Annotated in this window: 25 protein-coding genes, 1 tRNA gene and 1 pseudogene; 17 read left to right on the top strand and 10 right to left on the bottom strand. The window is 64.9% G+C overall.

The features are described from left to right. Window positions 1-74: 74 nt before the first annotated feature. Window positions 75-407 carry a hypothetical protein gene (locus tag CYR75_RS02615; protein ID WP_101498716.1) on the top strand — a complete coding sequence of 111 codons (333 nt, stop codon included), beginning with the start codon at window positions 75-77 and terminating at the stop codon, window positions 405-407. Window positions 408-526: 119 nt separating this feature from the next. Here the strand turns inward: CYR75_RS02615 and recA are convergent, their stop codons facing one another. After that, window positions 527-1,585, bottom strand: coding sequence for a recombinase RecA (recA, locus tag CYR75_RS02610; RefSeq protein WP_101498715.1), 1,059 nt, complete (start codon window positions 1,583-1,585; stop codon window positions 527-529). A 200-nt stretch (window positions 1,586-1,785) separates the two neighbouring features. Between recA and CYR75_RS02605 the strand changes: the two genes are divergently transcribed. Next, window positions 1,786-2,391: a hypothetical protein gene (locus CYR75_RS02605; RefSeq protein WP_101498714.1), complete on the top strand. Its 606-nt coding sequence runs from the start codon at window positions 1,786-1,788 to the stop codon at window positions 2,389-2,391. On the opposite strand, the gene CYR75_RS02600 is transcribed toward CYR75_RS02605, so the two are convergent. The 3 genes from CYR75_RS02600 to CYR75_RS02590 are packed head-to-tail and all read right to left on the bottom strand — an operon-like array spanning window position 2,346 to window position 5,978. Beyond that, complete coding sequence (locus tag CYR75_RS02600) at window positions 2,346-4,400, bottom strand: hybrid sensor histidine kinase/response regulator (protein ID WP_101498713.1); 2,055 nt, start codon at window positions 4,398-4,400, stop codon at window positions 2,346-2,348. The genes CYR75_RS02605 and CYR75_RS02600 overlap by 46 nt on opposite strands. Window positions 4,401-4,455: 55 nt before the next feature. Next, window positions 4,456-5,628, bottom strand: a complete 1,173-nt coding sequence (locus CYR75_RS02595) for an RsmB/NOP family class I SAM-dependent RNA methyltransferase (protein WP_101498712.1) — start codon at window positions 5,626-5,628, stop codon at window positions 4,456-4,458. Further along, the gene (locus CYR75_RS02590) at window positions 5,625-5,978 is read right to left on the bottom strand and encodes a hypothetical protein (protein ID WP_158644558.1); all 354 of its coding nucleotides are present in this window, start codon (window positions 5,976-5,978) and stop codon (window positions 5,625-5,627) included. Before CYR75_RS02590 ends, CYR75_RS02595 begins: the two co-directional genes overlap by 4 nt. Window positions 5,979-6,199: 221 nt before the next feature. Here CYR75_RS02590 and CYR75_RS02585 point away from each other — a divergent pair, with 221 nt between their 5' ends. The 4 genes from CYR75_RS02585 to CYR75_RS02570 all read left to right on the top strand — a co-directional run bounded on the left by CYR75_RS02585 (window position 6,200) and on the right by CYR75_RS02570 (window position 8,783). After that, a complete protein-coding gene (locus CYR75_RS02585; protein ID WP_101498710.1) occupies window positions 6,200-6,661 on the top strand; it encodes a TetR/AcrR family transcriptional regulator in 462 nt (153 codons plus the stop codon). Continuing rightward, a complete protein-coding gene (locus CYR75_RS02580; RefSeq protein ID WP_101498709.1) occupies window positions 6,658-6,840 on the top strand; it encodes a hypothetical protein in 183 nt (60 codons plus the stop codon). The genes CYR75_RS02585 and CYR75_RS02580 overlap by 4 nt, the downstream gene beginning before the upstream one ends. A 78-nt stretch (window positions 6,841-6,918) precedes the next feature. Next, window positions 6,919-8,142, top strand: a complete 1,224-nt coding sequence (locus CYR75_RS02575) for a glutathionylspermidine synthase family protein (RefSeq protein WP_101498708.1) — start codon at window positions 6,919-6,921, stop codon at window positions 8,140-8,142. A 2-nt stretch (window positions 8,143-8,144) separates the two neighbouring features. Then, complete coding sequence (locus CYR75_RS02570) at window positions 8,145-8,783, top strand: DUF1190 domain-containing protein (RefSeq protein WP_101498707.1); 639 nt, start codon at window positions 8,145-8,147, stop codon at window positions 8,781-8,783. Window positions 8,784-9,022: 239 nt separating this feature from the next. Here the strand turns inward: CYR75_RS02570 and CYR75_RS02565 are convergent, their stop codons facing one another. The 4 genes from CYR75_RS02565 to ndk all read right to left on the bottom strand — a co-directional run bounded on the left by CYR75_RS02565 (window position 9,023) and on the right by ndk (window position 11,650). After that, window positions 9,023-9,256 (bottom strand): acyl carrier protein, encoded by a 234-nt coding sequence (locus tag CYR75_RS02565; RefSeq protein ID WP_101498706.1) that lies wholly within the window; start codon window positions 9,254-9,256, stop codon window positions 9,023-9,025. A 156-nt stretch (window positions 9,257-9,412) separates the two neighbouring features. Continuing rightward, a complete protein-coding gene (fabG, locus tag CYR75_RS02560; RefSeq protein WP_101498705.1) occupies window positions 9,413-10,150 on the bottom strand; it encodes a 3-oxoacyl-[acyl-carrier-protein] reductase in 738 nt (245 codons plus the stop codon). A gap of 35 nt (window positions 10,151-10,185) precedes the next feature. After that, on the bottom strand, window positions 10,186-11,115 hold the full coding sequence (gene fabD, locus CYR75_RS02555) for an ACP S-malonyltransferase (RefSeq protein WP_101498704.1): 930 nt from the start codon (window positions 11,113-11,115) through the stop codon (window positions 10,186-10,188). Between the two features lie 112 nt (window positions 11,116-11,227). Continuing rightward, window positions 11,228-11,650 carry a nucleoside-diphosphate kinase gene (gene ndk, locus CYR75_RS02550; RefSeq protein WP_101498703.1) on the bottom strand — a complete coding sequence of 141 codons (423 nt, stop codon included), beginning with the start codon at window positions 11,648-11,650 and terminating at the stop codon, window positions 11,228-11,230. Window positions 11,651-11,795: 145 nt separating this feature from the next. Between ndk and CYR75_RS02545 the strand changes: the two genes are divergently transcribed. From CYR75_RS02545 to CYR75_RS02530, 4 genes are all read left to right on the top strand, one after another. Further along, window positions 11,796-13,670, top strand: coding sequence for an ABC-F family ATP-binding cassette domain-containing protein (locus CYR75_RS02545; RefSeq protein ID WP_101498702.1), 1,875 nt, complete (start codon window positions 11,796-11,798; stop codon window positions 13,668-13,670). Window positions 13,671-13,817: 147 nt separating this feature from the next. Further along, window positions 13,818-14,588, top strand: coding sequence for a MipA/OmpV family protein (locus CYR75_RS02540; protein WP_101498701.1), 771 nt, complete (start codon window positions 13,818-13,820; stop codon window positions 14,586-14,588). A 76-nt stretch (window positions 14,589-14,664) separates the two neighbouring features. Continuing rightward, window positions 14,665-16,404: a single-stranded-DNA-specific exonuclease RecJ gene (recJ, locus tag CYR75_RS02535; RefSeq protein WP_101498700.1), complete on the top strand. Its 1,740-nt coding sequence runs from the start codon at window positions 14,665-14,667 to the stop codon at window positions 16,402-16,404. Between the two features lie 124 nt (window positions 16,405-16,528). Then, window positions 16,529-16,603: transfer RNA gene (locus CYR75_RS02530), tRNA-Glu, on the top strand. A gap of 89 nt (window positions 16,604-16,692) precedes the next feature. On the opposite strand, the gene CYR75_RS02525 is transcribed toward CYR75_RS02530, so the two are convergent. After that, window positions 16,693-17,763: a tyrosine-type recombinase/integrase gene (locus CYR75_RS02525; RefSeq protein WP_225972807.1), complete on the bottom strand. Its 1,071-nt coding sequence runs from the start codon at window positions 17,761-17,763 to the stop codon at window positions 16,693-16,695. A 263-nt stretch (window positions 17,764-18,026) separates the two neighbouring features. Further along, window positions 18,027-18,596, bottom strand: a complete 570-nt coding sequence (locus CYR75_RS02515) for a hypothetical protein (RefSeq protein WP_101498698.1) — start codon at window positions 18,594-18,596, stop codon at window positions 18,027-18,029. 167 nt (window positions 18,597-18,763) lie between these two features. Here CYR75_RS02515 and CYR75_RS02510 point away from each other — a divergent pair, with 167 nt between their 5' ends. The 7 genes and pseudogenes from CYR75_RS02510 to CYR75_RS02480 all read left to right on the top strand — a co-directional run bounded on the left by CYR75_RS02510 (window position 18,764) and on the right by CYR75_RS02480 (window position 25,005). Continuing rightward, window positions 18,764-18,949, top strand: a complete 186-nt coding sequence (locus CYR75_RS02510) for a hypothetical protein (protein ID WP_101498697.1) — start codon at window positions 18,764-18,766, stop codon at window positions 18,947-18,949. A 61-nt stretch (window positions 18,950-19,010) separates the two neighbouring features. After that, a pseudogene (locus tag CYR75_RS02505) lies at window positions 19,011-20,090 on the top strand (IS3 family transposase); the annotation flags it as partial. A 214-nt stretch (window positions 20,091-20,304) separates the two neighbouring features. Continuing rightward, window positions 20,305-20,778, top strand: coding sequence for a hypothetical protein (locus tag CYR75_RS02500; RefSeq protein ID WP_158644557.1), 474 nt, complete (start codon window positions 20,305-20,307; stop codon window positions 20,776-20,778). Window positions 20,779-21,325: 547 nt separating this feature from the next. Further along, window positions 21,326-22,450: a TRAP transporter substrate-binding protein DctP gene (gene dctP, locus CYR75_RS02495; protein ID WP_101498695.1), complete on the top strand. Its 1,125-nt coding sequence runs from the start codon at window positions 21,326-21,328 to the stop codon at window positions 22,448-22,450. Between the two features lie 140 nt (window positions 22,451-22,590). Next, window positions 22,591-23,268: a TRAP transporter small permease gene (locus CYR75_RS02490; RefSeq protein ID WP_101498694.1), complete on the top strand. Its 678-nt coding sequence runs from the start codon at window positions 22,591-22,593 to the stop codon at window positions 23,266-23,268. 3 nt (window positions 23,269-23,271) lie between these two features. Then, window positions 23,272-24,558, top strand: a complete 1,287-nt coding sequence (locus CYR75_RS02485; protein ID WP_101498693.1) for a TRAP transporter large permease — start codon at window positions 23,272-23,274, stop codon at window positions 24,556-24,558. Window positions 24,559-24,567: 9 nt separating this feature from the next. Next, a complete protein-coding gene (locus CYR75_RS02480) occupies window positions 24,568-25,005 on the top strand; it encodes a universal stress protein (RefSeq protein WP_101498692.1) in 438 nt (145 codons plus the stop codon).

Genomic DNA, 25,005 nt, shown 5'->3' with positions numbered 1-25,005 from the left:
GAACCCCTTGCCGCGCGTCGTCGTTCTGCAACCGAGGGCCGCGCCGCGGCCGGAATTCAAGAAGGAGCTTGCCAATGAAATGGCAACATGTCGCTGAAAACTGGTCCGCTTTCTACGAGGCGATCATCGACCGCTGGCCCGATCTGGACGAAGCTGACCTCGACGAGATCGACGGCGACCAGCGCGCCTTCCTGAAGCTGATCTCGACCACCGAAAGCGTCGAGATGGAGGAAGCCAAGGCCGAACTGCGCGAATGGCTGATGGGCGAGATTCCGGCCGACGTGGTCATGGACGAGATGCATGACAACCGCTCGATCATGAACTCGGCGAAATACGTCCCCGAGGGCGAGGATGAATATGACGACGACGCCCGGTTCGGGGACGATGACGAGACGGATGGGGACTGAGGTCTCATCAAGGCTTCGAGATGGTCGTCGCCACCTGCTCGACACCCCGCTGCAATGATAAAAACCCCGGACGCGCGTCCGGGGTTTTTCCTTGCGTTACGCGTCTCTCGCGTCGCGCCCTATTCGTCCGCCAGAACCGCGTCCTCTCCGGCCGGGCTGCCGAAATCGAGACCATGGCTGGCGCGGATCTTATCTTCGATCTCAGTTGCGAGCGCCGGGTTGTCGCGCAGATATTGCTTGGCGTTCTCGCGGCCCTGGCCGATCCGCTCGTCTCCATAGGAATACCAGGCACCGGACTTGTCGACGACGCCGGCCTTGACGCCCAGATCGACCAGCTCGCCCATCTTCGAGATGCCTTCGCCATACATGATGTCGAACTCGACCTGACGGAAGGGCGGCGCGACCTTGTTCTTGACCACCTTCACCCGCGTCGAGTTGCCCACCACCTCGTCGCGATCCTTGATCGAGCCGATGCGGCGAATGTCGAGACGCACGGAGGCATAGAATTTCAGCGCGTTTCCGCCAGAGGTCGTCTCGGGGCTGCCGAACATGACGCCAATCTTCATGCGGATCTGGTTGATGAAGATCACCATGCAATTGCTGCGCCCGATCGAGGCGGTCAGCTTGCGCATCGCCTGGCTCATCAGCCGGGCTTGGGCGCCGACCTGCGCGTCACCCATATCGCCCTCGATCTCGGCCTTCGGGGTCAGCGCGGCGACCGAGTCGATCACGACCATGCTCACGGCGCCCGAACGCACCAGCGTATCGACGATCTCGAGCGCCTGCTCGCCGGTATCCGGCTGGCTGATCAGCAGCTCATCCAGATTGACGCCCAGCTTGCGGGCATATTGCGGATCAAGCGCGTGTTCGGCGTCGACAAAGGCGCAGACGCCGCCCTTTTTCTGCTCTTCCGCGACGCAATGCAGGGTCAGCGTGGTCTTGCCCGAGCTTTCCGGCCCGTAGATCTCGACGATGCGACCCTTGGGCAACCCGCCTATCCCCAGCGCGATATCCAGCCCCAACGACCCGGTCGAGGTGGCCTCGATCTCGGTCACCGGGTTGTCGACGCCCAGCTTCATGATCGAGCCCTTGCCGAACTGCCGTTCGATCTGCGCCAGCGCGCTGTCCAGCGCCTTTTGCTTGTCGGCCGCTTTCTTGTCCATGTTCGTGTCGCTCATCCTGCCAAAATTCCTTGCCCTTATGTCAGAACACTGTGCTTGGCTCAATCGGGGCCGCGGCTTGTTCCTTTAATGTTCTAATTACGTGATGACGCGCCTCGTGACAAGCCTCACCTGCGCAGAGCTAGCACGAAATCCTTAACCGAAGGTTTACAGCCGCCCGGCGCTTGCCTATCCAAGGCCGGATAAAAGGGCGTGAGATGCTGATATTCTGGGAACAACGACTGGTCTTTCTGGCGACGCCCAAAGCGGGCTCGACCGCGGTCGAGGTGGCGCTGGAACCGCTTGCCAGCCTCGCCGTGCAGCGGCCACCCCAGATGAAGCACGCGGATGCCGCGCATTTTCACCGCCATATCCATCCATGGCTGCAAGAGCTGACCGCGGATCACTTCACCACGGTCGCCCTGATGCGCGAGCCCATGGACTGGCTGAGCAGCTGGTATCGCTTCTATCGCCGCGACGAATCCGATACTGACAGTGCCCCGGAAAGTTTCGACCAGTTCGTGCAGCGCTATCTGCGCCGGTCCGACAGCATGACCCGCCCGATCGGGACGCAGGCCGAGTTCCTGACCGGCGGCGGGACGCGCGTCGACCGGATCTTCCGTTACGAGAACATGCCGGCCTTCACGGATTTTCTCGACGACTGGCTGGGTTGCGCAATCAGCCTGCCGCGGATCAACGTCCCCCCCGCCGCCGACCTGACCCTGCAGCCCGACACCGATGCCGCGCTTCGACATGCGCTGGCAGCCGATTTCGCCCTCTACGCGTCGATTTCGGACGAAGCTGCCGCCCCTTCCACCTTCTGACCCACCGCCGCCACGAGGGCGGTCAGCGAGAAGGGTTTCTGCAGGAACGACGCGCCTTCGACCGGGTTGCGGCCGTTCTCGAACACGTCCTCGGTGTATCCGGACATGAAGATCACCGCCTTGCCGGGCCGGTCCTTCAGCGCCCGGCGCACCCAGGACAGCCCGTCGAGGCCCGGCATCACGACATCGGTCACAAACACATCGACCTCGAACCGGTCGTTGTTGAGGATCTCCAGCGCCTCCTCGCCCGAGGCGGCTTCGGTCACGTGATAGCCATGCAGCTTCAGGGCGCGGCTGGCAAAGGCGCGAACCGGGGCCTCGTCCTCGACCAGCAGGACGCGCTGCGTGTGGCGGGGCGAAAGGGCGGGCGCGTCGGCGGGTTTTTCAGGTGCGTCCTCGGCAGGCAGGTCGGCACCGGTGAACACAGGAAGGTAGATGGTAAATACCGTCCCCTGCCCGACCGTGCTGTCGCACAGGATATAGCCGCCAGTCTGCTTGATAATGCCATAGACAGTCGAAAGACCTAGACCGGTCCCCTCACCCACGCGCTTGGTGGTGAAGAACGGCTCGAAGATCTTGTCGATCAGGTCGGGCGGCACACCGCAGCCATGATCGGCGATGGTCACGCGCACATAGTTCCCTGCCGGCACCGCGAATCGCCCGTGCGGCTGCGCCTGCGGCAGATCGACATTCTGGGTGGTTATATCGACACGGCCACCATCGGGCATGGCATCGCGCGCGTTGACGACGAGGTTCATGATGACCTGTTCGATCTTGCCGCGATCGACGCGAACCGGCAGCAGGCGCGGGTCATGCTGTTGTTCGACCCTGACCTTTTCGCCCACCAACCGGTTCAGCAGATGAGAGAGATCCGCGATGGTGTTCCGCAGATCGACCCGCTGCGGCTTCAGCGTCTGCTTGCGCGAGAAGGCGAGCAAATGGCTGACGAGGTTGGCCGCACGATTCGCGTTCTGGCTGATCTGGTCGAGATCGGCGTAATTCGGATCGCCCTTGTCATGGCGCAGCATCAGCAGGTCACAATGCCCGCTGATCGCGGTCAACAGGTTGTTGAAATCGTGGGCAATTCCGCCTGCGAGTTGGCCGATGGCCTGCATCTTCTGGCTCTGGACGAATTGCGCCTCGAGCGTCTTCAAGGCGCGGGCGTCGGACAGCACGGCGATGACGGTGCCGCTCTCCGCTTCGGGGTGCAGCGAAACCTGCACATAGCGGTCGGCCCCGGCATGGCTTGCGCGCAGAACCTCGGGCGGCGTGGTGCGACCCGAGGACAGCGCCTCGGCGAGCCACTGCTCGATGGGGCGGCCAAGCCCGTCGAGCAGGCGCGAGAGATGGCGGCCCTTCACGTCCTCGCCCGCATAGGCGCGGGCGGACTGGTTCACGTCGAGCACTGTTCCATCCGCGGCGAGCCTGATGATCGCGACCGGCAGACGGTCATAGTCGAAGGGCTGCGCCGCATTCGCGCAGGCAAGCGCAGCGGGCGTAATAATAGATGCGCGCAGCAGATCGTCACCCACCCGCTCGATCGAAAGCCGCCCGCCCGCGGGCAGATCGCTGCTCGCCGCACCCTGCCGCAGGCCACGGGCCAGCAAACTGGCGCCCTCGCCCTCGGCATCGGCGAGTCGTCCCGCGAGCATCTGAAAGACCGGGCGTCCGCGCCAATCGCCCGCCGCATCGAGCGATTCGGGCGACTGGTGCAGCACCATCCCGTCAGCGGCAATGGCACATTCCGCGCAGCCAGAGTGCTCCATCAGCGCGGACAGCCGACGAAGCTGTCGCCGTTGCAGCCACTCTCGCCGGATCTGAGCGCAGGCGAGGCTGCCGCCCAGCAGATACCACGCCAAAAATGCCGCCAGCGAGACCAGCGTCAGCGTCGCGCCCTGATCCAGCCGCGCCTGCTGCACCTGCAGCCCGACCGCCGATACGACCAGCGGCAGCACCAGAAACGGCATCCAGATCATTGAGTTACGCGGCAGTTTTTGCAGCAGCTTCATGTCCCACCCGAGGCAATCACGGAATCAGGCTTAGGGCAGAAGTCTTAACAGAGTTTTAAGCCGCGCCAGCCGAATGCGTCAAAATTGAAACAAAGAAACCGTCCGAGGCATCCTCGGGCGTCAACAGCCGGCGCTCTGGCTCGGTAAACCGCTGATTCCGAGCAACAAAGCGATCGATCTGATCGCCGTTTTCCGCGTCCAGTAACGAGCAGGTCATATAGGCGATGCGTCCACCCGGCCTCACCAGATCGGCGCAATCATCAAGAATTTCTGCCTGCAGCGCACATAACTCCGCCAGCCTCTCGGGCGTCAGGCGCCATTTCGCGTCGGGCTTCCGCCGCCAGGTGCCGGAACCCGAACAGGGCACGTCCGCAATGATCAGATCATAATTTTGGCCCGATGGCGCGGGCGGCGAGAGCGTCACCGAGACGCCGGCGCGCGCCGCGCGCTCCGGCAGGTCCGACATCCGTGCGGGCGCCGCGTCATGGGCGGTGACGCTGAGGTCGGTCACGGCCAGCAGCGCCAGCGATTTGCCGCCGCCGCCGGCGCAATAATCGAGCACCTGCTGGCCGGGACGGGGCGCGAGCAAGCTACAGGCGATCTGCGGCGAAAGGTCCTGCATCTCGACCCAACCGGCGCGATAGGGCGCGGCGCCATGGACGCGCCGCTCGCCTGAGGTGACACGCAGCGCGGTGGGCAGATGCGGGTCGGGGATGGCGTCGATCCCGGCGTCGGTCAGGGCCGCGATGGCCTGCGCGGGTGTTGCCCGGCGCGGGTTGACCCGCAGCCAGAGCGGCGCGCGGTCGCGCATGGCATGGGCCAGAGACAGCGCGCGCGCGCCCAAAGACGCCTGCCACAGCGGCCAGAGCCAGTCCGGCAGATCGGGCAGCGCCTCGGCCTGCGCGATGGGGGCGCCAGCGGTGCGCTCGGCCTCGGTCAGGGGCGGCGGCGCGTGGCCGGTGCCGGAGAAGATCGCGTCGGAATCGGCACCCTCGGCGCGCAGCATGCCCAGCATCAACCCGCGCCCGGACAGGGCGCCGCCAAGCGCAGCCAGACTGTCGCGGCGGCGCAGCGCCTGAAAGACCAGATCGCGGACCGCCGCGCGGTCGCCGGAACCGGCAAAGCGGCTGGCGCGCGCCCAGGCGATCAGCGCAGGCTCGGCCTGTTGCCCCGCAAGGATGCGGTCGAGGATCTGGATCGCGGCCGCCACTCGTGCGCCGGGCGTCATGGCGCGAGACCGGGCGCAGTGGCGCGACTGATGCAGTGGCGTCGGGTGGACCAGCCGCACAGCCCCTGCTGGTCGATCACCGGAAACAGCTTGGACAACCGCGAGAGCAGGGTCGAGAAAAGCCCTGCGAGGATCAACACAACCTTAATCTCCATCTGCAATAAGATCAGGAGCGGCAGGCTTGCTGCGGATGCGATGAGGGTCAGCACCAAGCGCGCGCTGCCAATCACAAGGTGAAGCAGAATCGTAAACTGGTAGGGAGAGCGGAGAAACGGTGACATCAGCACAAGATAGACCAGCAGCGCGCCTGCCGCCATGGCGCCACCGCAGGTTTTGCAAACGTCGTTCATGATCTTGGGTGCCCCTTGGCACAGCCCGCGGCGCGATCTGCGAGCGATCAAAGAAATCGGGTAGAAAGGGCTGTGCGGTCAGGAGGCTCACTCAGCGCCAGACCCGCAAAACACGCGCATCGGCAGCTATGCACCTCAGCCGATCCCGCTGCTTGACGCCCCCGCCATCCCTTATACACTCGCGCGGAAAGATGTAGCCAAGTGTCAGGTTCAAGCGTGCGATGCCCAGGTCCAGCAAGCGAGTTTCACCCAGCGAGCCGACGCTGCCGCGCCCCGAGCCGCGTCGCACCCGCGAGGAGTTGCGCGCCGACACGCTGGCCGCCGCGCGCGAAATCATCCTGTCGGACGGCCCCGAGGCGCTGACCGCGCGGCGACTGGCCGAGGCGGTGGGATACACGCCCGGCACGATCTACAACCTGTTCGACGGGCTGCCGGATGTGCTGTGGCAGGTCAATCGCGGCAATTTCAAGCGCATCGAGGAGTTGTTCGAGGATCTGCCCGGCGACGACCCGACCGCCCGGCTGCGCAGCCTCGCCGCGCGCTATCTGCGCCTTGTCGAGACCGAACCGACGCTGTTTCGCGCGCTGTTCGACGGCCCGCGCCGCAGCGATCGCTTTCCCGACTGGTATATGCAGGCGATTGCCGGCTGCTGGGGCGCACGGCCGATGAGCTGCGCCAGTTGAACCCTGCCCTGACCGAGGCGCAGGCGCGGGACGAGGCGGCGGGCATCTTTGCCGCCGTCCACGGGATCGGCCAGCTTCAGGTCTCGGCCCGGCTCGATCTGCTGACCAATGTCTCGGGCGCGGAACTCGCCGACCGGCTGCTGAGCCGCATCCTGCGCGACGTGGCGACCGGCGCCTGATTTCGGCCCCGCGCGCCCATTGCCTTGCATCCTCGCCCCTCGCGGGCCATCTGTGGTCTCGCCGCAACAGGAGCCGCAATGCAGAAAGTCCCCCTGCCCGAGCGTCCCGGCTGGCGCGAGCGCGCGACCGAGCTGGGCTTTACCTTCGCCGATATGGGCGGCGAGCCCTATTGGGACGAGACCTCGGCCTATCGCTTCAGCCTGCGCCAGATCGAGGACGATATCGAAGACCCCTCGACCGAACTGCATGGCATGGTCCGCGAGGCCGTGGCGACCGCGCTCGCCAGCGATGAATGGCTTGAGCGGATGCAGATTCCGCAGCAATTCTGGGACTTTCTGGCCGATAGCTGGAAAGATGGCGAGCCCGAGCTGTATGGCCGGATGGACCTGTCCTATGACGGCCATGGCCCCGCGAAGCTGCTGGAATACAACGCCGACACGCCGACCTCGCTTTACGAATCCGCCTCGTTCCAGTGGGACTGGCTCGAGGAGCAGCAGCGGCTGGGCGTCCTGACGGCCGATACCGACCAGTTCAACGCCCTGCACGAGGCGCTTGTCGCGCGTTGGGCCGAGATCGCGGCGCCCGACACCGACATCCATTTCGCCGCCGACCCCGACAACCCCGAGGATTACGCCACCGTCGAGGCCCTCGCCTGGGCCGCGCGCGAGGCCGGGCTGGGGGCGCATTTCACCAGCCTAGCCGCCATCGGCCTGACCGAGGAGGGGCAGTTCGCCGACGATCAGGACCGGGTGATCGGCACGCTCTTCAAGCTCTATCCGTGGGAGGACATGCTGCGCGACGAATTCGCCGCGCATCTCGGACCCTCTGGCGTGCGCTTCATCGAGCCGCCCTGGAAGGCGGTGGTGTCGAACAAGGCGCTGCTGCCGCTGCTGTGGCAGATGTTCCCCGGCCACCCCAACCTGCTGCCGGCGTTTTTCGCTGCCGACGTGGCCGAGGCGCTGACCGGCGGCGCGCCCGCGACACGGGTCGCCAACGCCTTTGCCGCGGCGCAGGATGTGCTGCAGCAGGGGCATGTGTCCAAGCCGATTTTCTCGCGCGAGGGGGCGGGCGTGGTCATCCGCGAACAGGGGCGCGAGACCGACCGCGCGCCCGATGACAGCTATGACGACCATCCGCGCATCATTCAGGCCCTCGCCCCGCTGCCGGAGTTCGGCGGCTTTCACGCCGTAATCGGGGCCTGGATCGTGGGCGAAAGCTGCGTCGGCATGGGCATCCGCGAGGATGCCAGCCGGATCACGCACAACCTCTCACGCTTCAAGCCGCATTACATCGAGGATTAAGCATGACCGAAAAACTGCAGACACGGACCGGCATCCCGCCCGCCCCGCGCAAGCGGTCGCGTCACGTCGCGCTGTTTCTGGCCGGCGCCGCGGTGATGACGCTGGCGGCCTGCGAGGATGACAAGACCGACGCCGCCGCCTTCCCCGATCTGGACAGCTGCGTGTCCGAGGCGCGCAAGGGCTCGCTGTTCTTCACCGAGCAGGATTGCCAGACCCAGTTCGCGCAGGCGCAGCAGGATTATCTGGAAACCGCGCCGCGCTACGAATCGCAAGAGCTTTGCGAACAGGAGCATGGCGCCGGAAACTGCGGCGGCGATCCGGCGCAGGCGCAGTCGGGCGGGGGCATGGGGTCGATCTTCATGCCGCTGTTCATGGGCTATATGCTGGGCTCGATGATGGGCGGCGGGCGCGGGATCAGCTCGCAGCCGATGGTCAAGACCGCGCAGGGCGGCTTTTCGACGCCGTCCGGCAACCAGAGCTTTGCCAGCAATCGCGGGGTGGGCAAGGTCCCGACCTCGGCCTTTGCCAAGGCGCCGTCGACCATCGGCAAGCCGCCCATGTCGCGCGCCCAGGTGTCGAGCCGTGGCGGCTTTGGTGCCGCCTCCACCGCACGCGGCGGAATGCGCGGCGCGGGCGGTTGAGCGCGTAGGTGCGGACGCGAACTGGCGGCAGTAGAGATAGACCGTGCGAGTGATCTTGGCCGCAGCCGCCACTCGGTCGCGGCCCTCGCGGCTGCCGCAACTCAGACACGACGTTGGCCGCAGCCGCGATATCCGGCCCCAGAGGAAACTTCCCACCGCAGCGGCAACTCCAAAGGCATAAGCTGCAACGAAAAACGGCGCCCGAGGGGGCGCCGTTTTCCTGTCGGATCAGGGCTGGATCAGACCGCGCCCTTGATGAAGTTCACCGCGTCGCCGAAGGTCTGGATGGTCTCGGCCGCGTCATCGGGGATCTCGATGCCGAACTCTTCTTCAAAGGCCATGACCAGCTCGACCGTGTCGAGGCTGTCGGCGCCCAGATCGTCGATAAACGAAGCGGTTTCAACAACCTTGTCCTCATCCACGCCGAGATGCTCGACAACGATCTTTTTCACGCGATCAGCGATATCGCTCATGTCTCTTCCTCATGTTCGCGGGCATGTGCCCAGGGTTGCGGTCATGCCGCGATGCCGGGGTTCCCCCTTGGCTCATGACGGGATATAGCAGCCAAGCCCACCCATGCAACCGCTTTCGCGGCAAATTCGGCGCTGAAAAGCGGCTATGCGCCGGGCTTACAGCATCGCCATGCCGCCATTGACATGCAGCGTGGCGCCGGTGACATAGCCCGCCCCGGGGCTGGCCAGATACAGCACCGCCGCCGCGATCTCGGCGGGATCGCCCATCCGTCCGGCGGGAATCTGGGTCTGGATCCGCGCCTTCTGGTCGTCGGTCAGCTTGTCGGTCATGGCAGTGGCGATGAAGCCGGGGGCCACGCAGTTCACGGTGATGCCACGGCTCGCGACCTCGTGGGCGAGGCTTTTCGACATGCCGACCAGCCCGGCCTTGGCGGCGGCGTAATTCGCCTGACCCGGATTGCCGGTCGCCCCCACGACCGAGGTGATGTTGATGATGCGCCCCCAGCGGGCCTTCATCATCCCGCGCAACACGCCCCGCGCCAGCCGAAAGTTCGAGGTCAGATCGACATCCAGCACCTGCGCCCATTCCTCGTCCGACATGCGCATGAACAGGTTGTCGCGGGTGATGCCGGCATTGTTGATCAGGATATCGACCCCGCCCATCGCCTCGGCCGCGGCTTTCGGCAGCGCCTCGACCTGTGCGGCATCGCCCAGATCGGCGGTGACGACATGCGCCCGCTCGCCCAGGCTGGCGGCGAGGTCGTCCAGCGGCCCCTGCCGCGTGCCAGACAGCGCGACCGTTGCGCCCGCGCCGTGCAGCGCCTGCGCGATGGCCCCGCCGATCCCGCCCGAGGCGCCGGTCACCAGCGCGCGTTTCCCTGTCAGATCAAACATCTGTCTCTCTCTCCTCGAAATTCTCGAGCTTTCCTTCAGGCGCCTTTCAGCGCGGTGATGTCCGCCGGGCCGCCGATATGGCGCGTCGCGGCATCCTTGCTGATGCGCTTGATCATGCCCGACAGCGTCTTGCCGGCGCCGATCTCCCAGAACTCGGTGACGCCGGCCTCGGTCAGGAAAGCGATGGATTCGCGCCAGCGGACCGAGCCGGTGACCTGCTCGACCAGCAGCCGGCGGATCGCGCCGGGTTCGATCACGGGTTCGGCGCGGACATTGGCGATCAGCGGCACGGCGGGCGGCTGGATATCGACGCCGGCCAGCGCGTCGGCCATGACGGCTGCGGCGGGCTGCATCAGCACCGAATGAAACGGCGCCGAGACCGGCAGCAGCAGGGCGCGCTTCGCCCCGCGTTCCTTGGCCAGTGCCGCCGCGCGTTCCACGGCATCCTTGTGGCCCGAGATCACCACCTGCCCCGGATCGTTGTCATTCGCGGCCTGACAGACCTCGTCCCCCGCCGCCTCGCGCGCGATTTCATCGACCGTCGCAAAATCGAGGCCCAGAATCGCCGCCATTGCACCGATGCCGACCGGCACCGCCTCTTGCATGGCCTGACCGCGCAGGCGCAGCAGGCGCGCCGTGTCCTGCAGGCTGATCGCTCCCGCCGCACACAGCGCGGAATATTCGCCCAGCGAGTGTCCGGCGACGTAATCGGCCTCGGAGATGTTGATGCCTTCGCTTTCCAGCGCCCGGAACGCGGCCATCGAGGTCGCCATCAGCGCCGGTTGGGCGTTGCGGGTCAGCGTCAGCTCATCCGCGTCGCCGTTCCAGATCAGGCCGGACAGATCCTCGTCCAGCGCCTCGTCGACCTCGCGGAAGACATCGCGGGCCGCCGGATAGGCTTCGGCCAGTTCGCGGCCCATGCCGATGGTCTGGGCGCCCTGCCCCGGAAAAACGAATGCGCGCATGGTTTTGCCCTTCTGCCGGTTTCCCTCGTCCTAACCCGGCGGAAAGGGCGCGGCAACAGAAAGGGCGCCTGCCCTGCGGCAAGCGCCCCGATCCGTCAGCCTTGGTCCGGCGTCAGCCGACCAGTTCAAGCCCCGAGAAGAAGAAGGCGATCTCACGCTCGGCCGATTCCTTGCTGTCCGAGCCGTGGACCGAGTTTTCGCCCTTGGACAGCGCGAAATCCTTGCGGATGGTGCCCTCGGCGGCTTCGGCCGGGTCGGTCGCGCCCATCACTTCGCGGTTCTTGGCGATGGCGTTCTCGCCTTCCAGCACCTGCACGACGACCGGTTCCGAGGACATGAACTCGACCAGTTCACCATAGAAGGGGCGCTCGGAATGTTCGGCATAGAAGGCGCCGGCTTGGGCGGGTGACAGGTGAATGCGCTTGGAGGCGACGACGCGCAGCCCGGCATCCTCGAACTTCGAGACGACCTTGCCGGTCAGGTTGCGCTTGGTGGCGTCGGGTTTGATGATCGAGAGCGTGCGCTCGGTAGCCATGGGTAACTCCGTCAAGATGGCGCGACCTGATGGCGCGCGAATATGGGCGGCGCATAGCATGGGGCCCTTGTGTTGAAAAGCCGTGTCGGTGGGGATGCGGGGGCGGGGCATTGACGCAAGCCGCGCCCTGCGGCATGGCAGGCCGATGCTGCGTATCGACGATATTTCCTATTCCATCGCCGGGCGGCCGCTGTTCGCCGGGGCGAGCGCGGTCATTCCGGACGGTCACAAGGTCGGGCTGGTCGGCGCCAACGGCACCGGCAAGACGACGCTGTTCCGCTTGATCCGGGGCGAGCTGTCGCTGGACGGCGGCACCATCGCCCTGCCCTCGCGGGCGCGGATCGGCGGCGTGGCGCAAGAGGCGCCGGGCACGGATCAAAGCGTGCTGGAAACGGTGCTGGAGGCCGACACCGAACGCGCCGCGCTGCTGCAGGAATCCGCCCGCACCACCGACCCCGGCCGGATCGCCGAAATCCAGACCCGGCTGGCCGATATCGACGCCTGGTCGGCCGAGGCGCGCGCCGCCACCATCCTGAAAGGCTTGGGGTTTTCCGACGAGGACCAGCAGCGGCCGAGCGCCGATTTCTCGGGCGGGTGGCGGATGCGGATGGCGCTGGCCGGCGTGCTGTTCGCGCAGCCCGACCTGCTGTTGCTGGACGAACCGACCAACTATCTGGACCTGGAAGGCGCGCTGTGGCTGGAAAGCTATCTGGCCCGCTATCCTTATACCGTCATCATCATCAGCCATGACCGCGAGCTGCTGAACCGCGCCGTTGGGCATATCCTGCATCTCGAGGACCGGCGGCTGACGCTGTATACCGGCAGCTATGACCAGTTCACCCGCGCCCGTGCCGAAAAACGCGCGCTGCAGGCCGCCGAGGCGAAAAAGCAGGACGCCCGCCGCGCGCATCTGCAAAGCTTCGTCGACCGCTTTCGCGCCAAGGCAACCAAGGCCAAGCAGGCGCAGTCGCGCATCAAGATGCTGGCCCGGATGGAGCCGATCACCGCCCCGGAAGAGGCCAAGTTCCACCGCTTTACCTTTCCCGCGCCGGAAACCCTGTCCCCGCCCATCATCGCGATGGAGGGCGTCTCGGTCGGCTATGGCGACCGCGCGGTGCTGCGCGGGCTGAACCTGCGGATCGATCAGGACGACCGGATCGCGCTGCTGGGCCGCAACGGGCAGGGCAAGTCCACCCTGTCGAAGCTGCTGGCCGAAAGGCTGCCTGCCATGGTCGGCGGCATCACCCGGTCCAGCAAGCTGCGCGTCGGCTATTTCGCGCAGCATCAGGTGGATGAACTGGAACTGGACGAAACCCCGCTCGACCACGTCCGCCGCCTGCGCCCGGCCGAAGCCCCGGCCCGGCTGCGCGCGCGGCTGGCCGGGTTCGGCCTGATGGAGGCGCAGGCCGAGACCCGCGTCCGGCAGCTGTCGGGCGGGCAAAAGGCGCGGCTGTCGCTGCTGATCGCCACCATCGACGCCCCGCATCTGCTGGTGCTGGACGAGCCGACAAACCACCTCGACATCGAAAGCCGGGAGGCGCTGACCGAGGCGCTGAACGACTATCCCGGCGCCGTGGTGCTGGTCAGCCACGACATGCACCTGCTGTCGCTGGTGGCCGACCGGCTGTGGCTGGTCGATCAGGCGCAGGTCACGCCCTGGCAGGGCGATCTGGACGATTACCGCGCCATGCTGCTGTCCCAGCCCGAGGACCGCCCCCGCCCCCAGCCTGCGCCATCGCCTGCACCGTCGCCTGTCCCTAAACGCGCCAGCCGCGACGAGATCCTTGACCTGCGCGCCGAAACCCGCCGCGCCGAAGATCGCGTCGAAAAGCTGACCGACATGCTGGACCGGCTGTCTGAAAAGATGGCCGATCCGGCGCTTTATGACGACCCGACCGAGGTCGAGAAATGGGGCCGCAAACATGCCGAGGCGTCCGAGGCGATGATCCGCGCCGAAGCCCTGTGGATGGAGGCGTTGGAGCGTCTGGAAGCCGCCGAACGGCCCAAGGACGCGTCCTGACCCTGCCGCGATTGTGGCCTGCGGGTCACGGCGGGGGCCGCGCCGATCCGACTGCCGAAGCTGCCGCTTGATCCCCGCGCCGCTTCGTTCCATCTAGGCCATCACCGGGGCGCAAGCCCGACCGCTTGCGAAAGGCTTTTCCCCCTCATGACCCGCATCCTGCCCCAGATCGCCAGCCCCATTGCCGCCCTCGTTCTCGCCGCCGGGCTTGCCAGCCCTGCCGCCGCGCAGACGGTGCTGGGCAAGGGGCAGAACAAGGTGGCGGTCGATATCGGGTTGGGCGGGGCCTATTCGCGGACCTACAAGGGCTCGGACGAGTTCAAGACCCGGCCCTGGCTGATCCTGCGCGATCTGGCCCTTGGCGGCGCCGGCCCGTCCCGCGACGAAGGGTTCCGGCTGTCGCTGAACACCAATATGGTCGGCCCCCGGAACGAGGATGACGACGACCGGCTGGAGGGCCTCGACGACATCAGCCGCGCCTATGAGTTCGGCATCAAGGCCACCTACAACATGGGCCAGACCACCGGCTATGCCACGCTCCGCAAGGGCTTTGGCGGCCATCACGGGCTGACCGGCGAGATCGGCGGCAAATACCGCTTCGAGGCCGGCGACCGCATGACGCTATGGGCCGGGCTGAAGGCGGGCTGGGGCAATGCGCGCTATAACGATACCTATTTCGGCGTCACCGATATCGAGGCCGCGCGCAGCGACTATACCGAATACGCCCCCGGCAACGGCTTCAACTCGGCCACCGCCAGCATCGAGGCGCGCTATCAGGTCAACCCGGCGACCGCCATTCTGGGCGAGATGAATTTCGGGCGCATCATCGGCGATTCGGCCGACAGCCCGGTGGTGCGCGACCGCAACCAGCCCTCGGTCAAGCTGGGCATCGTGCGAACGCTGAACTTCGCCTTCTGATCGCGGCCGGGCCGCCAGACCCGCCCGCCGCCCGATCCCGCTTGCCTCCTGCGTCTGCATATAGGATCAGGCGGGCATGACCAGTTTCCTGAATGTCGAACGCTCGCTGACCGGACGCCGCTGGGTCGGGCCGGACGACGCCATGACCCGCCGCGCCGAGGCGCTGGCGCAGGCCTCGGCCCTGCCGCTGCCGGTCGCCCGCATCCTCGCCGAGCGCGGGATCGAGGCGCCCGAGGCGCCGGGCTTTCTCGCCCCCACCCTGCGCGACATGCTGCCCGACCCCGAAACGCTGCGCGACATCGGCCCCGCGGCCGAGCGTCTGGTCAGCGCCGCGACAGGCCGCGAACGCATCGCGATCTTTGCCGATTACGACGTCGATGGCGGCGCCTCGGCGGCGCTGCTGCTGGACTGGCTGCGCCAGCTTGGCCACCGCGCGACGCTGTATATCCCCGACCGCATCGACGAGGGCTATGGCCCCAACGCCCCCTCCATCGCGGCGCTGGCCCGCGACCATGACCTGATCGTCTGCGTCGATTGCGGGACGCTGTCGCATGACGCGCTCGCCGCCGGCCGCGGCACCGACATCATCGTGCTGGACCACCATCTGGGCGCCGAGACGCTGCCGCCTGCGATGGCCGTCGTGAACCCGAACCGGCAGGATGAGGACGGCACCCTCGGCCATCTCTGCGCCGCCGGGGTGGTCTTCCTGACGCTGGTGCAGGCCGGGCGCGTGCTGCGCAAACAGGGCGCGCCCGAGCCCGCGCTGCTGCCGATGCTGGATCTGGTGGCGCTGGCGACGGTGGCGGACGTGGCGCCCCTGACCGGCGTCAACCGTGCCTTTGTGCGGCAGGGGCTGGCGATCATGGCGCGGCGCTCGCGTCCGGGGCTGGCGGCGCTGTCCGATGTGGCCCGGCTGGACACCGCGCCATCCAGCTTTCATCTGGGCTTCGTGCTTGGCCCCCGCGTCAATGCCGGGGGGCGGGTCGGCCGCGCTGATCTGGGCGCACTCTGCCTCTCGGCCACCGACGCGGACGAGGCGCGGCGTCTGGCGCTGGCGCTGGACGAGTTGAACCGCGACCGCCGCGCCATCGAGGCCGCCGTCCGCGACGAGGCCCTGTCGCAGGTCGAGGCGCGCGGCGACACCGCGCTCGCCTGGGCCGCAGGCGATGGCTGGCACCCCGGCGTCGTCGGCATCGTCGCAGCGAGGGTCAAGGAGCGCAGCGGCCTGCCCGCCGTGGTGATCGGGGTCGAGGGCGGCATCGGCAAGGGCTCGGCGCGGTCGGTCGACGGGGTCGATCTGGGTCAGGCGGTGCAGCGCCTCGCGGCCGAAGGGCTGCTGCTGAAGGGCGGCGGCCACCGCATGGCCGCGGGCCTGACCGTCGCCCAAGAGGCAATCCCCGCCGCCATGGCGCGTCTGGCCGAGCTGATCGGCCCGCAAATGGCACAGCGCCGCCTGCTGGCCGATCTGCGCATCTCGGGCCTGATCGAACCCGCCGCGGCAACACCCGAACTGCTCGAGATGATCGACTCCGCCGGACCGTTCGGACAGGCCGCCCCGGCCCCGCGTTTTGCGTTTTCGGACCTGATTCTCGACAGCGCCTCGGCGATGGGCGAGAACCACCTGCGCGCCAGCTTCCGCGCCGCCGGTCAAAAGCCGCTGGAAGCGGTGGCCTGGGGCGCGATGGACGGAGAGTTGGGCCCGGCGCTGCTGACCGCCCGAGGCCGCCGCTTTCACGCCGCAGGCAAGCTGGAACTGTCGCATTGGGGCGGCCGCGCCCGCGTCCGCCTGCGCCTTGACGACGTCGCCGCGCTGTAACGACCGCAACCCGCCTGAACGCGAAAGAAAAAACCGCAGGCCGCGATTTTTCGACTTGCACCCCAAACAGGACTGACCTAAACACCGCTCCACGCCGCGAGCAAAGCTCGCCGCCGCCAAGGCTGGCCCGTTCGTCTATCGGTTAGGACGCCAGGTTTTCAACCTGGAAAGAGGGGTTCGATTCCCCTACGGGCTGCCACTTCAAATTTTTTCCCAACAAAATCAGCAGCCTAGCATTCGGTTTTGTCCCACCGCGTCGAACGGGGGGCAAAAGTGGGACACTTTCGTTCAGCTTTTAGTCCCGGTCAGCTTTGCCAGCGCGGACTCCGCGCGAAGCCTTTGCGATGCAGCCTTGGTATATCTCGTAACCTCCTTGCTTGTCTGGTGGCCGGTGATAGCCATGATCTCGAATTCGGTGCAGCCCAGTTCCGCCAGCCGCGATGCGGCAGCCTTGCGCAGCCCGTGGGTTGAGCAATCCGACAGCCCAGCCTTGTCGCACCATTCACGCATCCGGTTGCCGAATCCGGCAGCCGTGAAGGGCTTGCCGTATGCCGTCGCCAGAAAGGCCAGATCGCCCGTTGGGGATGCGTCAAGGATGCGTTGCAGTTCCGGGATGATCGGCAGTTCCAGCCTGACAGGCCGGTTCTCGCGTCCCTTGAACTGCGTAAAGGTCAACCAGCCGTCGCGGACGTGTTGTTTGCCGAACTGCACCAGATCGGATCGCCGCTGCCCCGTGTAGAGCGCCAGCGCCAAGGCCAGCCGTGCCGTTGTGCCGATAGGGTGAACCTTCTCGAACTTCTCAATCTCTTCCAGGGTCCAGCTATGATAGCCGTCGCCTTTGGATTTGAGCGGTTCCACGCCCGCAGCCGGGTTCGCGGCCAAATGCTCGTAAAGCACCGCGAACTTGAACACCTGCTTGAGCGCCTTCAACATCGTGTTGGCTGCCTCTGGCGTTGCCACCATCGCATCCCGGCGCAACCGCAGGTGCTTGGGTTGCAGTTTATCGAATGGCAGTTCTCCATCCGGCAAGGTCTTACCCTTGGGGATGTTGTTGCAGAAGCGTTCCAGCGTTGCGCGCCGGTCCTTCTGAGTCTTGGCCCCAAGTTGCTTGAACATTCCCGACGCCGTGTATTGGGCCACCAGCCAACGCATCGTGCCTTTCTGGATCGTGCCGGGAACAGTCTTTGTTTCGCCCCGTTTCTTGGGCGGTGCTTTCAGTGCGGCATGATATTCGCGCCAGAAGTCAGGTGAGCCTAGCGGCCCATGCAGTCGAAGTTTCCGGCCATCCTTGCGCAAGTAAACGCGGACGCTTCCATGCCGGTCGGTATCTTCCACCACATACTTGATTCTCACTTTCATACGATTCTCCATGGGGTCAGTCCCATGGGTTCGCAGCTTGCGTCGACAAATCGTCGCCCGGCAAGCAATCAATCGCGGCGTCCAGCGCGCGAACATCCCAAAGGACGCGCCCATAGACCTTTTTCGGGCCGGGCATCAAGCCGTCCCCCCTCATGCGGTCAAAGAGCGTCGGGGAGACTCCGGCATAGGCAGCCGCTTCCGGACGCGACAGAAGCCGCGCGGTCGGGGACGGCAAAGCTCTATGATGCGCCGAAATGCCCACGTCAGAACTTGCCAACGACAGGCACGATCTTCTCGAAAAGCGCGGTCAGATCGATAGCAACGATGGTTGCAGCCGCAGCCCGTCCGAACAGTCGGTCCACGTTTACCGACGACTCTTTTGGCGAAACGTAGCGAGCGGCAATTCCAGCATCACTTTCGTAGCCTGAACGTTGCAAAGTCAAAATCAGCTTCCACTTTTCGCCGAAAGCTATCCCGCGCACGGCATCTGATAGTCCGCCGTGAAAGGTATATCCGCCGCCGTCCTTGATCCGTGCAGATTCAGGAAGCTCTCCAATGGGATTAAATCGTTCGGCCCTCTCAAGAACACCGATAGCGATCTTCATATCCATAGAAAGATTGAGGAATTCGCACAGTATAGCCGCGCGGTAGACTTCTGACTTCGGAAACTGCAACGTTCCGCGCTGATCAATTTTTCGGCCCTCTTTCAGGTAGTTCTTCTTTGCGAGGTATCGAACACGGTGTTGAAGGTTGTTCCGGGCTTCCGTCGAGACTTCCAAGGCGTCGGCAAGGATTTCCCCAATCTGGGAAGCGGAGAACTGATCTTCGGTCATAGAATTTCCTGCGGTTAGTGCTGACGTCACAACAATCTCTAGCACGTGTGCTTGAACTAGTCAAGCACGCGTGCTAGAGTCTCAGATAGTGAGTTCAACCTCATGCCGCACTTTCTCTAGCTAGCGCAGTCTCAATGCCCAGATGGCAACTAACCAAAGGAAAGAAAATGGAAAATGGAAAAGACGAAACGTTTCCCGCAATGATCGAAGTTTTTCGTCATGCCTATTCGCCGGGGGAACTGTTCAATCATCTGACGATGATTCTGATGAAGGAACCTCCCCGTCAGAGCCTTCCCATGATCGCGAAAGTTTTTGATGATTGCGGCTTTCAGAAGCCAATCGATTGGTTCTGACGTTGCCCCCTCTGCCTAATCCAGTTTGAGGTAGACTCTGGCCTAACCGAAAGGACCAGAGATGAAGCGCAGCAGGTTCACCGAGGATCAGATCATCGGCATTCTGAAGGAGCACGAGGCGGGGATTTCCGTTGCCGATCTTTGCCGTAAGCACGGCGTCAGCGATGCGACCGTTTACAAGTGGAAAGCCAAGTATGGCGGCATGGATGTCAGCGAGGCGAAGCGTCTGAAGGCGCTTGAGGATGAGAACGGCAGGCTGAAGAAGCTGCTGGCCGACTCCATGCTCGACAATTCGGCCTTGAAGGATCTGCTCGGAAAAAAGTGGTGACGCCCGCCGCGAAGCGGCAAGCGGTCGCGCATCTAGTGGCAAGTCACGAGATGAGCGAACGGCGGGCGTGCCGGGTGATCGGCTGTTGCCGGATGACCATGCGGTATGAGGTGGTCCGCCAAGACGACCCTGTGCTGCGCGAGCGGCTGAAAGAATTGGCAAAGGTCCGGCGCCGGTTCGGGTATCGTCGGTTGCATGTCTTCCTGCGGCGCGAGGGCCACGAGGTCAACCACAAGCGCCTGTTTCGCATCTACCGCGAAGAGCAGTTGCATGTCCGTCGCCGGGGCGGGCGCAAGCGGGCCATGGGCACACGGGCCCGATGGTGCTGCCTTTGCTGCCAAACCAGCGCTGGTCGCTGGACTTCGTGTCAGACCAGCTGACCGATGGCCGCCGGTTCCGGATCATGACCGTGGTCGATGACTGCACGCGGGAATGCTTGGCGCTGATCGCGGACACGTCGCTCTCGGGGCAAGGGTGGCGCGGGAACTGGCGACGCTGTTCGACACCCGCGGCAAGCCTCAGACGGTGGTCAGTGACAATGGAACCGAGTTCACCTCGAATGCGATCCTCAAATTCGTGGATGACCGCAAGTTTGACTGGCATTACATCGCGCCCGGAAAGCCGACCCAGAATGCCTTCATCGAAAGCTTCAACGGTCGCCTGCGAGACGAACTCTTGAACGAAACGCTGTTCCCGTCCCTGCACCATGCCCGCGCAACGCTGGTCGCCTGGCGCACGGACTACAACACCGAACGCCCCCACTCCCGCCTCAGCTGGCAGACCCCAGCCGAGTTTGCCGAAACCTTCACCCGCAACGGGCCTGACGCTGCGCAATCCGCAAAGCTCCGCGCCAGCCCCCGTTGCCCAACCCGCCCAAATGGGCAAAACTCAGTCCCGGAGTCTCGCTCACGCTGGATAAAAGTTGGGGGCAACGTCAACACCTGTGCTGGCGTCAATCGTCCACCGACCGATGTTCGATATGATAGCGGATCGTTGCGACGAGGATGGGCTAGGCTATACGGTATGGGTGGATGATCTGACGATCTCTGGTCCTCAAATTTCGGGCGAGTTCCGTTCGGACGTGCGGAGCATTGTTGCGCAAAGCGGATTGCGGTCGCACAAGTTGCGCAGCCAAACCGGAAATCGCCCGGTGTTCATCACAGGCGTTGGTGTAGTCGGTGCGAACCTCATCGTTCCCAACCGTATCGAATTGCGTTCAAAAGAACTCTGGGCCGAGTTCTTAGCTTCCCAGACGTTCGAAGAAGTGGATTCAAGCGCGACACGGCTCCTATCGCATCTTGGTGGCATCAAAGCCATCGTCGGCTCGTCCACAACGCGCGGGCAGAAACTTTCCAGCGAAATGAACTCCATCCGTCAGAAGCGCGAGAAGGCGCGGCGATTGCACGAGGCAGAAGTTGCCGAGCAACGGAGCCAATCTACGCAATCAAGCCGCACCCTCGATGGTGCAACCGAAATTGAGCAGGAAGAAATCCCCTTCTGAGAAGGTCGAGAAATTTGGCGTGTGAATCTACGGTATTTTTGACGGTATCGGGCCAGTTTTTTCTCTTAGATTCAATGTGATTTGCAACACCTACGGGCTGCCACCTTTTCAGGTTAATAGAGATTTTCGTTACGCCTCATGCCGATGGACATGGGTGTCGTCAGAGCGACTGAGCGTCAAAGTTTTCGCCACATACTGAAGCGGTCTGCAGGCTCGAGTTGCCTAGCATCCCAGTCTGCCAGCTTTTGCCGTGGCGAACGCCACGAGCCTCCACGTCTCCACATCACTAGCGGCAGTAGGCTGACGAGCCGCCGCGCGCGGCAAGGCTCTAAGCTAAACAACTGATAATGCGCTTTAAAAATCTAATTTCCCCCAATCGTTTGACAGCCGCCGGATCGATTGTCATGTTTTATGCAATAAATCGGCATGGATTATCCCGCTCAAGACGCGAACCGCGGGGTGACGGGGGCGTGCTGTCCGCGTCGAGAAATCTGACTGTTCATTGCCGGGCGGGTCCATGTCGCCGTCCAACGACGCAGGAGATCATATGACCTATACGAACCTGACCGCGGCCAGCCTGGCCGCGCTGATCATCGGCAGCGGCAGCGCCATGGCCGATACCTGGCGCTATGCGCTGGAAGAGGCTTTGGACGAGGTGCAGGGTGTCTTCGCCCAGAAGTTCAAGGAAGAGGTCGAGGCCAATTCCGACCACGAGGTGCAGCTTTTCCCCTTTGGCACGCTTGGCGAATCCGCCGACACCATGGAGCAGGCGCAGTCCGGCATCCTGCAATTCGTCGACCAGTCCCCCGGCTTTACCGGCGCGCTGATCCCCGAGGCGCAGGTGTTCTTCGTCCCCTATCTGCTGCCGCAAGAGGGCGAGCAGCTGAACTCTTTCTTCCGCAATTCCAAGACCATCCACGAGCTGTTCCCGCCGCTCTATGCCGAGCAGGGGCTGGAACTGCTGACCATGTTCCCCGAGGGTGAGGTGGCGATGATCACCAAATCGCCGGTCACCTCGCCCGAGGATCTGAACGAGGTCAAGTTCCGGGTGATGACCAACCCGCTGCTGGTCGAAAGCTATCGCGCCTTTGGCGCCGTGCCGACGCCGCTGCCCACGGGCGAGATCTATGGCAGCCTGCAGACCGGGATCATTCAGGGGCAGGAAAACCCGCTTTTCTACCTGAACTCGCAGAAGGCCTACGAGGTCACCGACCACCTGACCTTCACCGGGCACAACAACTACACCACCGCAGTCATGGCCAACAAGGAGTTCTATGACGGGCTCTCGGAAGAGGATCAGAAGGTGGTGCAGGACGCCATCGACGTGGCCTTCGAATATATCCTCGACTATCAAGAGGGGCTGACCCAGCGCTCGGTCGAAGAGATGAAGGCGGCCAAGCCCTCGCTGACCGTGACCACGCTGACGCCCGAGCAGCGCCAGCCCTTCATGGACACGCGCGAGGCGGTCGAGAAGACCTATCTCGAGATCGGCGGCCCGCAGGCGCAGACGATACTGGACCAGATGAAGGCCGATCTGGACGCCGCCGCCGAAGCGGCGGGTGGCGAGGCAGCCGCCGACAGCGCCGCCAGCGACACGGCGGCAGATGCCGGCGCCACGGCGGACGCTGCGGCGGAACCTGCGGCGGACGCCGCCCCCGCCCCGGCGAACTGATCCGGTGAACGCGATTGCAACGCCCGGCCGCAAAGGTCGGGCGTTGTCGTTTTGACCCACCGGCACGGCGCGCCTGACGGAACCCGACCCAACCGCGTGCCGTTCGGTCCCCTCATGCACCACAGCAGAAAGGCCACAGGATGGCAGCTTCGCAACCGCTGATCCCGCCACGCGAGCGGGCCGGCCCCGAGCTCGATCCCGACCTGCTCGCCCAGGCCGAGAGTCAGGCGCAGGTCGTGGACGACGACATCGACGATTCCGCCTATCGGTCCGGGCTTCCCGGTATCCTCGGCATCGTCGATGTCGCCGTCGCCAGGGTCGAGGCGGTGCTGCTGGCCAGCGGCGTGTTGCTGATGGCGCTGAATACGGTGTCAAACGTCGTCGGCCGGTTCGTCTTCGGGTCGTCGATCATGTTCACCGAAGAGCTGAACCGGGCGCTGATCATCCTGATCACATTCGCCGGCATCTCTTACGCGGCGCGTCACGGGCGGCACATCCGCATGTCGGCGTTTTTCGACGCCATGCCGTTTCGCCCGCGCAAGCTGCTGATGACGCTGATCGCGACGATCACGGCGGCCGGCATGTTCCTGCTGTTCTGGTATTCGGTCGATTACGTGCTGGCGCAGGCCAGCCGCGGTCGGTTGCTGCCGGCGCTATCCATCCCGCAATGGTGGATCATCGTCTGGGTGCCGGTCGGGTTCTTCCTGACCGGGCTGCAATACGGGCTGACGGCGATCAAGAACGTCATCGACCCTGCCATCTGGCTGTCGACCAGCACGCTGGAAGGCTATGACGACAGCAACGAAGAAGAGGTCTAGATCATGGCCCTATCCATTTTCGGCGTGATGATCGTCCTGCTTCTGCTCGGCTTTCCCATGATGATCCCGCTGCTGGCCGGGTCGCTGATCGGCTTTGTCACGCTGTTCGGGGGCTTCGGCCAGCTTGACACGATGGTCCAGCAGATCCTGGCCGGCATCCGTCCCGCCAGCCTGATCGCGGTGCCGATGTTCATCTTTGCCGCCGATCTGATGTCGCGGGGGCAGTCGGCGGGGCGGCTGATCGATCTGGTCATGGCCTTTGTCGGGCATCTGAAAGGCGGGCTGGCGGTCGCCACCGCCTCGGCCTGCACGCTGTTCGGGGCGGTGTCGGGCTCGACACAGGCGACCGTGGTCGCGGTGGGCGGGCCGCTGCGGCCGCGCCTGCTCAAGGCCGGGTATTCCGACAGCTTCAGCCTGGCGCTGATCATCAACTCGTCGGACATCGCGTTCCTGATCCCGCCCTCGATCGGGATGATCATCTATGGCGTCGTGTCTGGCACCTCGATTTCAGAACTGTTCATCGCCGGGATCGGGCCGGGGCTGCTGATCCTGCTGCTGTTCTCGATCTACAGCTATATCTATGCGGTGCGGAACAAGGTCCCGACCGAGGACCGCGCCAGCTGGCGCGAGCGGGGGCGTGCGCTGCGCCGCGCGCTATGGCCCCTGGGCTTTCCGGTCATCATCGTCGGCGGCATCTATGGCGGGATCTTCTCGCCGACCGAGGCGGCGGCGGCCTGCGTGCTTTACGCGCTGATCCTCGAGATGGTGATCTTCCGCGAGATGAACCTCAAGGCGCTGTATGCGACCGCCAAATCGACCGGGCTGATCACGGCGGTGGTCTTCATCCTCGTCGGCGCGGGCGCGGCGTTTTCCTATGTCATCAGCTTTGCACAGATCCCGCAGCAGGTGCTGGCCGCCATCGGCATCGACCAGATGGGCGGTTACGGGGTGCTGTTCACCATCTCGGTCGCGTTCTTCGTCGGCTGCATGTTCGTGGACCCGATCGTGGTCATCCTGATCCTTGTGCCGATCTTTGCGCCGGTCGTGGACGCGACGGGGCTGGACCCGGTGCTGGTCGGCACGATCATCACCCTGCAGGTGGCCATAGGCTCGGCCACGCCGCCCTTTGGCTGCGACATCTTCACGGCGATTGCGGTCTTCAAGCGGCCCTATGTCGAGGTGATCCGCGGCACGCCGCCCTTCATCGCGATCCTGCTGGCGGTGGCGGTGGCGCTGATCTTCTTCCCGCAGATCGCCCTGTTCCTGCGCGACCTGTTCTTCAACCGGTAAGAGGGGCTGATGTTCGACAATATTCTTGTGGGCTATGACGGATCGACGGGGGCCGAGCGGGCGCTGGACAAGGCGATTCAGCTGGCCAAGCTCAGCGATGCGTCGCTGAACGTGCTGACCGTCTATCGCCGCCACTCGATGCTCGAGGCGTCGCTGTCCATGGTCCGCGCCAGCGACCCCGAGCGGCTGGACGATGTCATGCGCGGCGCCGCGCGCGAGGCCGCCGACCGCGCCAAGCGCCACGCGCAGCAGCAAGGGGTCGAGAAGGTGCGGGCCTTCATCAAAAGCGGCCCGCCGGCGCGGACCATCGTGGCCTTTGCCCGCAAGCATGGGCTGGATCTGATCGTGGTCGGCGCGCGCGGGGTCGGCTCGGCCGAGAACTACCTGCTCGGTTCGGTCAGCCACAAGGTCACCGGCATCGCGCCGATGCCGGTGCTGGTGGTCTAG

It is taken from the genome of Paracoccus jeotgali (genome assembly GCF_002865605.1).
GTDB lineage: Bacteria > Pseudomonadota > Alphaproteobacteria > Rhodobacterales > Rhodobacteraceae > Paracoccus > Paracoccus jeotgali.
The sequence above is the reverse complement of the archived record's forward strand: the minus strand, read 5'-3'. Positions and strand labels throughout refer to the sequence as shown.

Coding starts and splice junctions, on each gene's coding strand:
- CYR75_RS02615 (WP_101498716.1), top strand. CDS start 75: ATGAAATGGCAACATGTCGCTGAAAACTGGTCCGCTTTCTACGAGGCG.
- recA (WP_101498715.1), bottom strand. CDS start 1,585: ATGAGCGACACGAACATGGACAAGAAAGCGGCCGACAAGCAAAAGGCG.
- CYR75_RS02605 (WP_101498714.1), top strand. CDS start 1,786: ATGCTGATATTCTGGGAACAACGACTGGTCTTTCTGGCGACGCCCAAA.
- CYR75_RS02600 (WP_101498713.1), bottom strand. CDS start 4,400: ATGAAGCTGCTGCAAAAACTGCCGCGTAACTCAATGATCTGGATGCCG.
- CYR75_RS02595 (WP_101498712.1), bottom strand. CDS start 5,628: ATGACGCCCGGCGCACGAGTGGCGGCCGCGATCCAGATCCTCGACCGC.
- CYR75_RS02590 (WP_158644558.1), bottom strand. CDS start 5,978: ATGAACGACGTTTGCAAAACCTGCGGTGGCGCCATGGCGGCAGGCGCG.
- CYR75_RS02585 (WP_101498710.1), top strand. CDS start 6,200: ATGCCCAGGTCCAGCAAGCGAGTTTCACCCAGCGAGCCGACGCTGCCG.
- CYR75_RS02575 (WP_101498708.1), top strand. CDS start 6,919: ATGCAGAAAGTCCCCCTGCCCGAGCGTCCCGGCTGGCGCGAGCGCGCG.
- CYR75_RS02570 (WP_101498707.1), top strand. CDS start 8,145: ATGACCGAAAAACTGCAGACACGGACCGGCATCCCGCCCGCCCCGCGC.
- CYR75_RS02565 (WP_101498706.1), bottom strand. CDS start 9,256: ATGAGCGATATCGCTGATCGCGTGAAAAAGATCGTTGTCGAGCATCTC.
- fabG (WP_101498705.1), bottom strand. CDS start 10,150: ATGTTTGATCTGACAGGGAAACGCGCGCTGGTGACCGGCGCCTCGGGC.
- fabD (WP_101498704.1), bottom strand. CDS start 11,115: ATGCGCGCATTCGTTTTTCCGGGGCAGGGCGCCCAGACCATCGGCATG.
- ndk (WP_101498703.1), bottom strand. CDS start 11,650: ATGGCTACCGAGCGCACGCTCTCGATCATCAAACCCGACGCCACCAAG.
- CYR75_RS02545 (WP_101498702.1), top strand. CDS start 11,796: ATGCTGCGTATCGACGATATTTCCTATTCCATCGCCGGGCGGCCGCTG.
- CYR75_RS02540 (WP_101498701.1), top strand. CDS start 13,818: ATGACCCGCATCCTGCCCCAGATCGCCAGCCCCATTGCCGCCCTCGTT.
- recJ (WP_101498700.1), top strand. CDS start 14,665: ATGACCAGTTTCCTGAATGTCGAACGCTCGCTGACCGGACGCCGCTGG.
- CYR75_RS02525 (WP_225972807.1), bottom strand. CDS start 17,763: ATGAAAGTGAGAATCAAGTATGTGGTGGAAGATACCGACCGGCATGGA.
- CYR75_RS02515 (WP_101498698.1), bottom strand. CDS start 18,596: ATGACCGAAGATCAGTTCTCCGCTTCCCAGATTGGGGAAATCCTTGCC.
- CYR75_RS02510 (WP_101498697.1), top strand. CDS start 18,764: ATGGAAAATGGAAAAGACGAAACGTTTCCCGCAATGATCGAAGTTTTT.
- dctP (WP_101498695.1), top strand. CDS start 21,326: ATGACCTATACGAACCTGACCGCGGCCAGCCTGGCCGCGCTGATCATC.
- CYR75_RS02490 (WP_101498694.1), top strand. CDS start 22,591: ATGGCAGCTTCGCAACCGCTGATCCCGCCACGCGAGCGGGCCGGCCCC.
- CYR75_RS02485 (WP_101498693.1), top strand. CDS start 23,272: ATGGCCCTATCCATTTTCGGCGTGATGATCGTCCTGCTTCTGCTCGGC.
- CYR75_RS02480 (WP_101498692.1), top strand. CDS start 24,568: ATGTTCGACAATATTCTTGTGGGCTATGACGGATCGACGGGGGCCGAG.